At 71.1% G+C, this 13,375-nt stretch carries 11 protein-coding genes, 2 pseudogenes and 1 riboswitch; of the genes and pseudogenes, 6 read left to right on the top strand and 7 right to left on the bottom strand.

The window, feature by feature from the left end:
- Nucleotides 1–183 precede the first annotated feature (183 nt).
- Nucleotides 184–300: riboswitch (SAM riboswitch) on the top strand.
- A gap of 172 nt (nucleotides 301–472) precedes the next feature.
- Nucleotides 473–1,864: an aminotransferase class V-fold PLP-dependent enzyme gene (locus tag AOK17_RS31190; RefSeq protein ID WP_055615927.1), complete on the top strand. Its 1,392-nt coding sequence runs from the start codon at nucleotides 473–475 to the stop codon at nucleotides 1,862–1,864.
- Here AOK17_RS31190 and AOK17_RS31185 read toward each other — a convergent pair.
- The 7 genes and pseudogenes from AOK17_RS31185 to AOK17_RS31155 form a co-directional block, all read right to left on the bottom strand.
- Nucleotides 1,825–3,101: pseudogene (locus tag AOK17_RS31185) on the bottom strand (glycerate kinase family protein). The gene AOK17_RS31190 and the pseudogene AOK17_RS31185 sit on opposite strands and share 40 nt — an antisense overlap.
- A 68-nt stretch (nucleotides 3,102–3,169) precedes the next feature.
- Nucleotides 3,170–4,588: an SLC13 family permease gene (locus AOK17_RS31180; protein WP_055615925.1), complete on the bottom strand. Its 1,419-nt coding sequence runs from the start codon at nucleotides 4,586–4,588 to the stop codon at nucleotides 3,170–3,172.
- A 157-nt stretch (nucleotides 4,589–4,745) separates the two neighbouring features.
- Nucleotides 4,746–5,408 (bottom strand): response regulator transcription factor, encoded by a 663-nt coding sequence (locus AOK17_RS31175; protein ID WP_055615924.1) that lies wholly within the window; start codon nucleotides 5,406–5,408, stop codon nucleotides 4,746–4,748.
- A 70-nt stretch (nucleotides 5,409–5,478) separates the two neighbouring features.
- Complete coding sequence (locus AOK17_RS31170) at nucleotides 5,479–6,957, bottom strand: sensor histidine kinase (RefSeq protein WP_055615929.1); 1,479 nt, start codon at nucleotides 6,955–6,957, stop codon at nucleotides 5,479–5,481.
- 16 nt (nucleotides 6,958–6,973) lie between these two features.
- Nucleotides 6,974–7,237, bottom strand: a complete 264-nt coding sequence (locus AOK17_RS31165; RefSeq protein WP_055615923.1) for a hypothetical protein — start codon at nucleotides 7,235–7,237, stop codon at nucleotides 6,974–6,976.
- A gap of 81 nt (nucleotides 7,238–7,318) precedes the next feature.
- Complete coding sequence (locus AOK17_RS31160) at nucleotides 7,319–7,600, bottom strand: Lrp/AsnC family transcriptional regulator (RefSeq protein ID WP_055615922.1); 282 nt, start codon at nucleotides 7,598–7,600, stop codon at nucleotides 7,319–7,321.
- On the bottom strand, nucleotides 7,597–8,337 hold the full coding sequence (locus tag AOK17_RS31155; RefSeq protein WP_055615921.1) for a rhomboid family intramembrane serine protease: 741 nt from the start codon (nucleotides 8,335–8,337) through the stop codon (nucleotides 7,597–7,599). The genes AOK17_RS31160 and AOK17_RS31155 overlap by 4 nt, the downstream gene beginning before the upstream one ends.
- A 156-nt stretch (nucleotides 8,338–8,493) precedes the next feature.
- Here AOK17_RS31155 and AOK17_RS31150 point away from each other — a divergent pair, with 156 nt between their 5' ends.
- From AOK17_RS31150 to AOK17_RS51355, 5 genes and pseudogenes are all read left to right on the top strand, one after another.
- Nucleotides 8,494–8,733, top strand: a complete 240-nt coding sequence (locus AOK17_RS31150; protein WP_055615920.1) for a hypothetical protein — start codon at nucleotides 8,494–8,496, stop codon at nucleotides 8,731–8,733.
- Between the two features lie 35 nt (nucleotides 8,734–8,768).
- The gene (locus tag AOK17_RS31145; protein WP_055615919.1) at nucleotides 8,769–10,121 is read left to right on the top strand and encodes an NYN domain-containing protein; all 1,353 of its coding nucleotides are present in this window, start codon (nucleotides 8,769–8,771) and stop codon (nucleotides 10,119–10,121) included.
- 353 nt (nucleotides 10,122–10,474) lie between these two features.
- Nucleotides 10,475–11,506 (top strand): C40 family peptidase, encoded by a 1,032-nt coding sequence (locus AOK17_RS31140; RefSeq protein ID WP_055615928.1) that lies wholly within the window; start codon nucleotides 10,475–10,477, stop codon nucleotides 11,504–11,506.
- A gap of 275 nt (nucleotides 11,507–11,781) precedes the next feature.
- A complete protein-coding gene (locus AOK17_RS31135) occupies nucleotides 11,782–12,792 on the top strand; it encodes a C40 family peptidase (protein WP_055615918.1) in 1,011 nt (336 codons plus the stop codon).
- Between the two features lie 32 nt (nucleotides 12,793–12,824).
- Nucleotides 12,825–13,375 (top strand): annotated as a pseudogene (locus tag AOK17_RS51355) (hypothetical protein); the annotation flags it as partial.

Here is a 13,375-nt window from a genome sequence, read left to right as displayed (position 1 = left end):
CCCCTACCCATTCCCGTCCCTTTTCAGGGGCTCCGCCCCCGAACCCCCAAAAGACTGCGCAGTTCCCCGCGCCCCTAAAAAACCTAGGGGCGCGGGGAACTGCGCAGTCTTTAGCCTCTCCGGCCGTCCCGGTATACGGACGCGGGGGTTGCGGTCGGATCGTCGTGTGGCAAGATGCAGGCAGGTCATGAGCGACAGCCATCAGGCCCCGGCCGGCTGTCCGGCAACCCTCCGTCCGTGGCGGGGTGCCCCGGGTGAAGACCAGGCCGTAGGCAGTGAGGTCTACGGCAAGCGCGGACCCCTCGCATCACCAGGGGTCCTGGTCGTCCGAGGGAGCCTTTTGTGAGCAAGCGAATGCGATAGGGCGTAGAGCCCCGCCTCCGCACACCCTTTTCCACCTTCACCCACGCTTGAGCCGTACCCGGTCGTACCCGCTCGCGTGGTGTTCCCGCCTGCCTCACAGGAGTTCGCCATGTCTGTTTCCACCGTTGCCGCTCTCTCCACTGCCGCCGTCGACCAGACCGTCTGCCGTGACACCACCGCGTCCCTGCCCGTGCTGGGGCGGGACGTCACCGTCCCGCTCGTCACCGGTGGCGAGGTCACCTACGCCGCGCTCGACTACGCCGCCAGCGCCCCGGCCCTCCAGCGGGTGTGGGACGACGTGGCCGCGTACGCCCCGTACTACGGGAGCGTGCACCGCGGGGCCGGGTACCTCTCCCAGCTGTCCACCGACCTGTTCGAGAACGCCCGCAGGACCGTCGAGGAGTTCCTCGACTGCCGCGACGGCGACCAGGTCGTCTTCACCCGGTCCACCACCGACTCGCTCAACCTCCTCGCCGCCGCCCTCCCCGCCGACTGCCAGGTCTTCGTCTTCGAGACCGAGCACCACGCGTCCCTGCTCCCGTGGCGGGACGCCCGCGTCACCTACCTCAACGCCCCGCGCACCCCGGGCGAGGCCGTCGCGACGCTGGAGCGGGCGCTCGCCGAGCGGGACCCCCACGGGCCGGCGCTCGTGTGCGTCACGGGCGCGTCGAACGTCACCGGCGAGCTGTGGCCCGTACGGGAACTGGCCGCCGCCGCCCACGAGCACGGCGCCCGGATCGTGCTCGACGCCGCCCAGCTCGCACCCCACCACCCCGTGTCCGTACGGGAGTTGGACGTCGACTGGGTCGCCTTCTCCGGCCACAAGCTGTACGCGCCCTTCGGGTCGGGTGTCCTCGCCGGACGCGCCGACTGGCTGACCGCGGCCGAGCCGTACCTCGCGGGCGGAGGTGCCTCGCGGAAGGTCTCGCGGCGGGTGGACGGCGGCGTCGACGTCGAGTGGCACGAGAGCGCCGCACGGCACGAGGCCGGCTCGCCCAACGTCATCGGCGCCTACTCCATCGCCTCCGCCTGCAAGGCCCTCACCGAGGCCGGATTCGACGCGTTGGTCGCCCGCGAGCAGCAGCTGATCGATACCGTCCGGGCCGGTCTCGCCGAGGTGCCCGAGGTCCGGGTCCTCTCCCTCTTCGGTGACGACGCGCCCCGCGTCGGTGTCATCTCCTTCGTCGTCGAGGGCTGGAACAGCTCGCACTTCGCCGCCGCGCTCTCCGCCGAGTACGGCATCGGGGTGCGGGACGGTCTGTTCTGCGCGCACCCGCTCGTGCGCACGCTCCTCGGCAGCGACCCGCAGACCCAGGGCGAGTGCGGTGCCCCCGAGGCGGCGCCCGGCGAGAAGTCCCTGAACGCCATCCGGGTCAGCTTCGGGGCCGGAACGCCCGACGAGCACGTCGAGCGGTTCGTCCGGGCCGTCAAGGAGCTCGTGCGGGACGGTGCGCAGTGGAACTACCGCACGGTGGACGGGCGTTGCGTCCCGGCGGTGTGAGGCCGCGGGCGACTCCCCGCGCGTCCGTCGCCCTCCCCGGCTGTCCTCACACGCCCGCTCCTCGTGGCAGCCCTGCCCCCAGCAGGATCATCCGCAGGGCGCGCTCGGTCGCGTCGGTGAGGAGTTCGGAGGCTCGTACGAGGGCTTCGGCGAGGGCCATCGGGGCAGGGAGGATGCCGGTGAAGGCGTCCACGCCCGGGACCGTGTGGGCGCCCTCGCCGAGGGTGCCCGCGAGGGCGAGGACCGGGCGTCCGTTCAGCTTGGCGCGGCGGGCCACCTCGGCCGGGACCTTGCCGCGCGGGGTCTGGTGGTCCAGGGCGCCCTCGGCGGTGAGGACCAGGTCGGCGCGGGCGAGGCGGGCGTCCAGGTCGAGATGGTCGAGGAGCACCTCGAAGCGGGGGAGGAGGCGGGCGCCGAGAGCGGCGAGGCCCGCGCCCAGGCCGCCGGAGGCACCCGTACCGGGGCCGCCGTACAGGTCGCAGGTGACCGGGAGGTCCCGGGTGAGGACGTATGCCCAGTTCTCCAGGCCCGCGGACAGCTCCTCGACCTGTGCGGGGGTCGCGCCCTTCTGCGGGCCGAAGACGCGGGCGACGCCGCGTTCGCCGCACAGCACGTTGTACGGGTTGCAGGCGACCAGCAGTTCCGTGTGGGCGAGGCGGGGGTCGAGGCCCTTCGGGTCGATGTGGTGCAGGCGGGTCAACTCCCGGCCGCCTTGGGGGAGTTCGAAACCGTCCTCGTCGAGGAGGCGGGCGCCGAGCGCCTGCAGGGCTCCGGCGCCCCCGTCCGACGTACCCGAGTCGCCGCAGCCGACCAGGATGCGGCGTACGCCCGTGTCGAGGGCGGCACGGATCAACTCGCCGACGCCGTACGTGGTGGTGGCGCCCGGGTCGCGCAGGCCGTGCGGGACGAGGGAGAGGCCGGCCACCGCCGCCATCTCCACGACGGCCGTGTCGGCGGAGCCGGAGCCGATGCCCGACCCGGACCCGGTGCCGAGCAGCGCGAAGTGGGTGCCCACCGGCTCGCCGAGCGGGCCGGTGGCCGGCAGGGCGACCAGTCGGCCCCCGGTCGCCGAGGCCAGGGCCCGGGCCGTCCCCTCGCCGCCGTCCACCAGGGGGATCAGGTCGACCTCGGCGTCCGGTACGACACGGCGTACGCCCGCCGCGATGGCGTCGGCGGCGGCCTGGGCGGACAGGGACTCCTTGAAGCCACTGGGGGCGACGGCGAAACGGGTCAGCATGAGAGGGGCTCCTTGAGGGCTTCACGGCTGGCGGAGTTGCGGGCTTGCGGGCTGCGGACTTGACGGCTTCAGGGCTTCAGGACCGGTACGCCGAGCAGCGGCCACACGGTGAGGGCGAAGAGCAGGACGAGTGCCGCCGTCAGCGGGGCCAGGACCGCGGACAGGCGCAGCAGGTCGCGCGGGGTGTACGTCGGTGTGCCGGGTATCTCGGCGAAGAGCGTGACCGGCTTGGCCGAGGCCGGGAGGGTGTGGCAGAAGCCCGCGGCGGCCGTGGACGCCAACGCGGCGGCGACCGGGTTGACCCCCGCGCCCACCGCCGCCGCGACGACCAGCGGTACGAGGACGGACGAGCGGGCCGAACGGGACTGCAGGACCAGATGCGCGGCCGTGCTCACCGCGACGACGAGCGTGAGGAACAGCCACGGGGCCACGTCCGCCGGCAGCCCGGACACCAGCCACCCCGCCGCCCCCGAGTCCGCCAGCGCGACGCCCATCGCCATCGTCGCCGCCATGAAGAGGAGCAGCGACCAGGGAACGGTCTTCAGGGCGTCCTTCAGGCCCACGGTCCCGAGAGCGGGCGAGGCCGCGACGACCGCGCCGATCAGGGCGACGACGGCGGGGGACACCTGGTGGAGGGGCTCGCTGCACCACAGCGCGACCACCGTGGCGAGCAGCAGCGCGCAGCGCGACTCGGCCGGCGACCAGGGGCCGGTGACGGGCTGCTCGCTGTGCCGCTGGATGTCATCTGCCGTGATTCGTACGGGAGTTCGGCGGTCCGCGCGCCGAGTCGTCGTCAACAGCACGGTCTCGGCGGCCAGATGGGAGGACGCCACGGCCAACGGCAGTCCGAGCAGCAGCCACTGAGTGAAGTCGATACGGTCCCCGGTCGTCTCCCACAGCACCGACACCGTGATCAGATGCGCACCCGCACCGATCAGGGTCGCCACCGCCGACAGCAGGATCACGGTCGGAAAGAGCAGCGCCAGCATCACGACCAGTCGCTTCCGGTCGGCCAGCACCTTGGCGAGCGCGAGGAACACCGGCAGCGCGAGCGCGGCCCGTCCGGAGGTCGCGGGCACCGCGAAGGCCGTCACGACCAGCGCGGCCGTCGTCAGATGCACCAACTGCCTGACGCTGCGCGCCCCGCCCACCAGGAAGGCCGCCGCCCGCCCCGCGAGCCCCGTCCGGGCCACCGCTGCCGCAAGCACGAACGCACAGATCAGCAGCCAGACCGTCGAGTCCCCGAGCGTGCCGAAGAGCGTCTCGCTGCTGATCACACCGGTCACCGTGAGCGCGAGTCCCGCACCCAGGGCGATGTACGTGTCGTCGATGGGCGTACCGATCCACGCACAGGTCGCCAGCGCGAACACGGCCAGTGTCAGCCGCGCGTCACCACCGAGCCCGGGAAAGTTGCCGGGCACGATCAACAGGGCACAGAGGCTCAGGGCCACACAGAGAGCGGCGGCTTGCCGGAGATTCAGACTCACGACATTCAGAGTTCAGCGGGCCGGTGAGCCCCCAATGAGCAGCACATGAGGGAACCTTCACGGACCAGGCAGGGGACGCCCCTTCAAGGGGCGCGGGGAACTGCGCACCCAGCCACGAGGCACCCGCACTCATCAACCAACCGCCCCACGGGAACACTCACACGGGGAGCCGATACCCCATACCTCGCACAGTCTCCACCCGCTCAACCCCAAGCTTCTTCCGAAGCGAACGCACATACACATCAACAATGTTGGACCCGGGATCGAAGTCATACCCCCACACATGCGACAGGATCTGCTCACGCGACAGAACCTGCCCGGGATGCCGCAAGAACAGCTCCAGCAACACGAACTCACGGGCCGTCAGGTCAACCACCCGCTCGCTCGCCCGGGCCCGCCGCGTACGCAGATCCAACGTGAGGTCACCGCCGCGCAGCACGGTGACCTCAGGCGCCCGCGCCGCCGTACGCAACCGCAGCCGCACCCGCGCGAGGAGTTCCTCGAACCGGAACGGCTTGGTCATCCAGTCGTCGGCGCCGCCCTCCAGACCCGCCACCGCGTCGCGTACGGAGTCCCGGGCGGTCAGCACGATCACCGGGACCGTCACCCGGGCCTCGCGCAGTTCGCGCAGCACGGTGAACCCGTCCCGGCCGGGCAGCCCGATGTCCAGGATCACCAGGTCGAAGCCGCCCGTCAGCGCGTACTCGTAGGCGGAGTCTCCGTCCGCGACGACGGTCGTGGTGAAGCCGCCCGCGCGCAGGCCCTTCTCGACGAAGGAGGCGATCCGCTCCTCGTCCTCGACGATCAGGATGCGCTTCATCTCCAACAGGCCTTTCCGGTACGGGCGTTCATGGACGGGCGTTGATGTGCGGGTGCTCGTGTACGGGTGTTCACGCGCGGTCCGTCTCAAGGAGCAGCCCCGGCGCCGAGTCGAGCACGACGACGAAGGTGGCCCCGCCGCCCGGGGTCTGCCGCAGCCCGACCTTCCCGCCCCGGTGCCCCTCCGCGATGGCCCGCACGATCGACAGGCCGAGGCCCGCGCCGCTGCCCCGGGTGCCGCGCCGGGAGGTGCCGCGCCGGAACCGCTCGAAGATCACCTCTGCGTCCTGCGGCTGCACACCGGGGCCCGAGTCGGCGACGTACAGCTCGATGCTGCCGCCGGTGACGCGCGAGCCGATGCGGATCGACTGGCCGGGGACAGTGTGCTGCACGGCGTTCTGGGCCAGCTGGACCATGGCCTGGGTGATGCGCTGTGGGTCCAACTGGGCTTCCCCGTCGGCGACTTCGGCCAGTTCCCAGTGGCGGTCGCCGAGTGTGCGGGCCTTGACGAAGACGTCGGCGGTGAGTTCGGCGAGCTGCACCGGCTCGGGGGTGACGAAGTCCGGGCGTTCGGCCTTGGCGAGCAGCAGCAGGTCCTCGACGATGCGGCTCATCCGGTCGAGCTCGTCGGTGACCAGCCGGACGGTCTCCTCGCGCTCGGCCGGGTCGTCGCCCATCAGCTCCAGGTGGCCGCGCACGATGGTGATCGGGGTGCGCAGCTCGTGGCCCGCGTCGTCGACGAACTCGCGCTGGGCCGCGAAGGCGCGTTCCAGCCGGTCGAGCATCGCGTTGAAGGTCTCGGCGAGCGCGGCGATGTCGTCGTGGCCACGGACCGGGATGCGCCGGGTGAGGTCCTGCTCGGTGAGCTGGGCGGCGGCGGTACGCACCAGACGTACCGGCTTGAGGATCCGCCCGGCCACCACCCAGCCGATCCCCGTCGTCATCAGCAGCGCGACCCCGGAGATGGCGAGCAGGATGCGGAACACCCCGTCGACGCGGTCGTGCTCGCGCCCCGGATGGAAGGCGACCACGAAGGCGGCCTCCGGTTCGCCGCCGGAGCGGGCGATGGCGACCTTGGCCCACCGGACGTCCCCGGCGGCGCGGTGCAGCGTGCCGGTGGACTCGGCGGACTCGAAGATCTGCCGGCGGCCGGCCTCGTCCTCGTGCAGGGGCAGTCCCGCGGGGATCTCACGGTCCTGGACGAGCTTCGCCGGGGCCGCGTCCGGGCCTCCCGCGAGCAGCCCCATCAGCTCCTCGTCCGGATCGGCGTACTGCCGCTCCAGGAAGACCTTGAGCAGCCGCCCCGGCTCCGTGAACCGCTCCCCGGTCGCGGGGTCCACCCCCCGCTCCTCGAAGTTCGCGAACTCGCCCGCCTCCTGGGCGAGCAGCCCGCTGACGCGGGAGTCGACGTCCCGCAGGAGGATCGAACGGGTGGTCGTGGCCACGGCGGCGAGGGCGACGGCCATCACGAGCAGCAGCCAGAGCAGGATGCGGACCCGGGCCGAGATCCGCCGGCGCAGGGGAACGTGATCGAGATCAGGATCGGACATGGGTTCGGGTACGGGCTCAGCCGTCGTCCCCGGGGCCGTCGTCATCGTCATCGTCGTCATTCACCGGAGGCCGCGACACGACCTCGTCACTCGGCGTCGGAGTCGCCGTCGGAGAGGCGGTCGACGTGGGCGTCGAGGAGGGGGACCCGCTCTCCAACTCCACCTTGGGCGGCACCTTCGGAGACTCCGGACTGTCGGTCAGGGCGTAACTCGTGGCGGCGATCCCCAGAGGAATCACCACCACAGCGGCGAGAGCCGCCATCCGATGAGAGAAAACCATGGCCCCGATGCTGCGGGGCTCACCGGTGCGCCCGGATGAGCGCCGGATGAAGAACTCTTCATCTCGGCCGCGCTCCGTGACCTAGTTGTCCAGCCCGATGGCGAACGCGGCCTCAAGATCATGCTGGGAGTACGTACGGAACGCCACATGCGTGTCCGTCCCCTCCACCCCCGGAATCTTGCTGATCATCCCGGGAATCACATCCGCCAGATCGTCATGCGCCTTCACCCGGACCATGGCGATCAAGTCGTACGTGCCGGTCACGGAGAACACCTCGCTGACGGAGTCCAGCGCGGCGATCGACTCCGCGATCTCGGGGATCCGGTCCACGCTGGTCTTGATGAGCACGATCGCGGTGATCACGGCTGGTTTTCTCCCTCGGTGGCCGTCGCTGGGGATTTCACTCTAGCTGTACGTCCATAGCGCACCCACGCGTAGAGGAACCCCGCCGAGAACCCCAGCAGATGCGCCAGATACGCCACCGCCGGCCCCTGGGTCGCGCGGCTCGCCGCCATCCACTGGAGGGAGACCCAGAAGGGCAGGACCACCCAGGCCGGAAACCGCAGCGGCAGGAAGAAGAGGAACGGAAAGAGACTGGTCACCCGGGCTTTGGGGAACAGGTAGAGGAACGCACCGAGGACCGCGGAGATCGCCCCGGACGCGCCGACCAACGTCTGCGCGGAGTCGGAGTGGGCGGCCGCGTAGCCGAACAGGGCGAGGTAGCCACAGCCCAGATAGAAGAGGGCGAACGCGAAGTGGCCCATCCTCTCCTCGGCCATCGCCCCGAAGACATAGAGGAAGAGCATGTTCCCCAGCAGATGCAGCCAGCTGCCGTGCACGAAGAGGGCGGTGGCCGGAGTGACGGCGGCCCGCGGTGTCCCCTCGAACAGTTCGACGGGCACCACGCCCCAGCGCTCGAAATAGGCCCGCTGCGCGGAAAGGAGCTCGTCACCGGTGCCGTACGCGGGACTGAGGCCCGAGCCCGGACCGATCACGAAGACCAGGCAGCACAGGGCGATCAGTCCGTAGGTCACCGGAGCGGACTGACCCCGGACCGCCCTGACTGCCCTGTCGACGGGCCTACCCCAGTTGCCGATCATGGACAGAGCATGACGTAACGGGACCGAACCGCACAGAGCGCCTCGCCGCTCCCGGTGGACGGGCGTCGAGTACCCGCCAGGCCTTAGGGTTACGAGCCACACGCTCCAGGGAACCTGGTGCGGCATGAGGACTCAGGAAAGCGAGCGACTGCAACGATGACGGTACCCCTGCCGACCGCCGAGACCCGGTGGCGCTGCACGCTCTGCGGCAACCTCACGCGATTCGACGTGACACGGTCGTCGAAGGTCGTCGAGTACGTGCATCTGGACCTGGCCGGGGAACCGAAGATCGAGGAGCGCGAGGTGGTCAGTGAGACCATCGAGTCGGTGCGCTGTCGCTGGTGCAATGCGGTGGATCAGGTGGAACTGGTGGACAGGCCGGGCGCCGGCTCCTGACAGGAGCGGGCCCCGCACGGACGATGGGGTGAAGGATGGTGGAGACCACCACGGGCGGGGAGCCGGACGACGGCGCCGCCGAGGTGCTCGACCGTCCGCTGCCCGACGGCGTGCGCCGCAGGGTCGTACAGATCGTCTCGGACGGTTTCGGCGGGCTGACCGTGGCCGAACTGCCCGTACAGCTGCGGCAGTACGCCCGGTTCGCCCCCAACCGCCGTGCCAAGTTCGCGGGCAACGCGATGGCGGCGGCCCTGGAGACGGACCCGCTGTTCAGACAGCGCATCGCCGAGAAGCTCAGAGAGGCCCAGTCGGAGCTGACCGGCGCCCTCGACTCCGGCTCGCCGCCCCCGGCCGCGGACCCGCTGGACGTGGCGGCCGCGGCCTATGTGCTGCGTCCCCCGGGCTGGGTGAAGCTGGTGACCGCCGCGGGCGAGGAGGCCCTGCGGGCGGACGCCGAGCGCGCCGACGAGGAGACCCGCGCCGAGCTGGACCGGCTGCGCGAGGAGCTCGCCGAGGCGCGCGGCCAGACCCGCACCGAGACGGAGCGGCTGCGGACGGAGCTGGAGTCGGCGAAGAAGGAAGCCGAATCGCTTCACCGCAAACTGCGCGGGGCCCTCAGTGACGTCAAGCGCGGCGAGGCGGCCGTGCGCAAGCTGCGGGGCGAGATGGAGTCCGTCCGCGGCGAGGGGCAGGCCCATGTGTCCGCCGCCGAGAGCGAGACCCGGCGGCTCAAGGCGCGGCTGAGCGAGGTCGAGGCCACCCTGGAGGCCACCCGCCGCGCGGCCCGCGAGGGACGCAGCGTCGAGGACATGCGCGTACGGCTGCTGCTGGACACCGTGCTCGACGCGGCACAGGGGCTGCGGCGCGAACTCGCCCTGCCGCCGGTGTCGGTGCGGCCCGCGGAGACCGTGGACGCGGTCGAACCGGGACGGATGACACCAAAAGACATCGCGGCCCGCGCGCTGTCCGAAAACGATCCCGCGATCCTCGACCAGCTGCTCGCGCTGCCGCAGGCGCATCTGGTCGTCGACGGCTACAACGTCACCAAGACCGGCTATCCGCAGATGCCGCTGGAGAAGCAGCGGCTGCGGCTCCTCGGGCAGCTCTCGCAGCTCGCCGCGCAGACCGGCGCCGAGGTCACCTGTGTCTTCGACGGGGCCGAGCTCGCCGCCCCGGTGCTGCTCGCCCCGCCGCGCGGGGTGCGGGTGCTCTTCTCCAAACCTGGCGTCACCGCCGACGAGTTGATCCGCCAGCTGGTGCGCGCCGAGCCGCCAGGACGGCCCGTCATCGTCGTCTCGACCGACCGTGAGGTGGCCGACGGGGTGGCGAAGGCGGGAGCGCGCCCGGTGGCCTCCGCGGTGCTCCTGAAGCGTTTCTCGCGCGGCTGAGCGAGCGGGTTTCGCGCGGCTCCGCAAGGGAATTTCGCGTGACCGACCTTCTGATGGTGTACGTCACCTACGTAACTGGCACCCCAAGTGCAACACATGTGCATCTTGCCCGAATTGGCGAAACCTTCACGCAACGTAGCGTCAAACGAGCATTACTGCATGTGAGTTGAGTGCAAAGAATGCGGTCGGTGACCGAGATTTTTCCGAGGAGGATTTGAACTGATCACAAGAACATCACTAGGGTCAGCCGTCGAACCTCTACTCGGGTGATCACTCATTGGGAGTGACGGTGGAGGGGCACCGCCAACCGGTGTTCTCGGTGGGCGGCTGAGGTAATGAAGGAGCTCGCCTCCGTGGCGTCCCACCGTCGACCGAAGCAGCCGAGCCGCACCCGTGTGACCGTGCTCACCACCGCCGCCGCTGCAGCCGTGGCCCTCAGCTCCCAGGCGGCCAACGCCGCGCCCAGCGAGAAGCCGGGCAAGGCCGAGGTCAAGGCCAAGGTCGACAAGCTCTACGAAGAGGTGGAGCGCGCCACCGACAAGGCCAACGGGGCCGAGGAGAAGCAGGAAAAGCTCGAAAAAGAGATCGACACCATCCAGGACCAGGTCGCGCGAGGCCAGGACGAGCTCAACACCATGCGCGACAGCCTCGGTCTGATGGCCAGCTCCCAGTACCGCACGGGCGCGATCGACCCCTCCGTCCAGCTCTTCCTCTCCGCCGACCCGGACGACTACCTCGACAAGGCGTCCACGATCGACCAGCTGAGCGCCCAGCAGGTCGAGGCGCTGAAGAAGGTCCAGGAGAAGCAGCGGACCCTCGCCCAGCAGCGTCAGGAAGCCGCCGGCAAGCTCAAGGACCTCTCCGAGACCCGCAAGACCCTGGGTCAGAAGAAGAAGGAAGTCCAGACCAAGCTCGCCGACGCGCGCAAGCTCCTCAACACCCTGACCGCCAAGGAGCAGGCGGCCCTGACCGCCGCGGACACGCGCGCCAGCCGCGACGCCGGGGACCGCATCGAGCTCGGCAACGAGGTGCCCGCCTCCGAGCGCGGCGCCGCCGCCCTCGCCGCCGCCAAGACCCAGATGGGCAAGCCGTACGTCTCCGGCGGCAGCGGCCCCAACTCGTACGACTGCTCCGGTCTGACGCAGTGGGCGTACGGCCAGGCCGGTGTGTCGATATCCCGGACCACCTACACGCAGCAGAACGACGGCGTGAAGATCGGCCGCGATCAGCTCAAGCCCGGCGACCTCGTGTTCTTCAACAGCCTCGGCCACGTCGGTCTGTACGCGGGCAACGGCGTCATCGTGCACGCCCCGAAGCCGGGTGCCGTCGTCCGCCTCGAGTCCATGAGCACGATCGGCACCTTCCAGTTCGGCGTCCGGGTCTGATCCCCGGCTCCCTCCGCCCGGTCGTCCGCGATCCGATCCGCCCTGTGGCCCGGAACCTCTCCGGGCCCGCCGGGAAGTTGATCGCCACGCCGCCCGAACGGGCGAATTCCCGTAACTCGCGCTGACCCCACGCCCCGCTGATGACCTGCGTCTGAGGCGGGGCGTCACGTTGTGTACCCGTATGGGTCTTTGGCCACCGCGTAGTCGCACGGCTACTGTCTGCCGCGTTTCCCCCAACTCCGGGGGCACGTCAGCGGAAGGGAGTGCGGCTTCCTGTGGGGTCCCATCGCCGCCTTGTACCGTCCGGCTTCGACCGGGGCGCCCGAGGCGCCACCCTGTGCGTACTGACCGCCGCGGCCGCGGCCCTCGGCGTCCTGCCGGCCGGCGCCGCGCCGCAGGACGACACCCGTGCCGAGGTGGACCGGCTGTACGAGGAGGCCGAGCACGCCACCGAGTCGTACAACAAGGCCGACGAGCGCACGGACACCCTGCGCGACCAGGTGGACAGGGCGCAGGACCGGATGGCCAGACAGCAGGACCGCATCAACACCATGCGGGACGCGCTCGGTTCGCTCGCCGGGGCCCAGTACCGCTCCGGCGGCCTCGACCCCTCGCTGGCGCTGATGTTCTCCGACGACCCCGACGAGTACCTCGACAAGGCGGCCGTGCTCGACCGGATCAGCTCCCGGCAGGCCGGAGAACTCAAGGAACTGCAGGGCGCCATGCGTGATCTCTCCCAGGAGCGCGAGGAAGCGACCCGCAAGCTCACCGAACTGGACAGGAGCCGCAAGGCCGTCGCCCGGCACAAGCGCACCGTCGAGCAGAAACTGTCCAAGGCACGGCAGTTGCTCAACGCCATGCCCGGCGCCGACCGCGCCGCCTACGACCGGGCCTCCCGCTCGGGCCGCGTCCCCGACCTCACCGGCGCGGTCCCGTCCTCCGGCCGCGCGGCTGCCGCCGTCGCCGCGGCCCGCTCGGCCGTCGGCCGCCCGTACGTCTGGGGCGCCAACGGACCCACCGGGTTCGACTGTTCGGGCCTCACCCAGTGGTCGTACGCGCAGGCCGGTGTCGGTCTGCCGCGCACCTCGCAGGCCCAGGCGCACACCGGCCGGCCGGTGCCCCTCTCCCAGGCGCAGCCCGGCGACATCGTCACCTACCGGGGCGACGCCAGCCATGTCGGGATGTACGTGGGCAACGGCCAGGTGATCCACGCGCCCTACCCGGGCGCCCCGGTGCGCTACGACCCGGTGGGCATGATGCCCGTCAACACCGTGACGCGCCCCTGACCACAGGGGCCGGGCGCCGTACGATCAGGGTCGTGGCTGGTCGTGGGCGTGCGCCGAGGTGGGTCGTGGGAGTGCTGCTGGCGGCTCTGACCGCGTCGGCCGGCTGCGGTGGCGGCTCCGGGACCGACAGCGCCTCCGGCGACGTCCAGCGCGTGCTCGACACGAGGGCGGCGGCGGTGCGCGACGGCAGCGAGCGGGAGTTCGTGGCGACGCAGGCACCGGCCACCCTCGCCGCGGGCGAACGGGCCGCCGCGCGCACCGAGTTCAGGAACCTGCGGGGGGTCCCGCTGGCCGACTGGACGTACCGCGTGACCGGCCTCCACCGCTCCGGCGACCGCGCCACGGCCGACGCGGAGCTCCGCTACCGCATAGAGGGCTACGACAGGGCCCCCATCGTCACCGCCCGCACGCTGAGCCTGGCACGGGCCGACGGGCGCTGGTACGTGACCGCCGACCGGCCCGCCAAGGACTCCAGCCAGCAGCTGTGGGAGCAGGGGGCCGTCATGGCCGTACGCGGCGAGCACAGCCTCGTCCTGGGCGTCGGGCGCCCGCGCGACGCGCTGCGCCACTACGCCGAACTGGC

This window comes from Streptomyces phaeochromogenes (genome assembly GCF_001418655.1).
GTDB lineage: Bacteria > Actinomycetota > Actinomycetes > Streptomycetales > Streptomycetaceae > Streptomyces > Streptomyces phaeochromogenes.
This window is presented reverse-complemented; position numbering and strand designations above follow the sequence as displayed.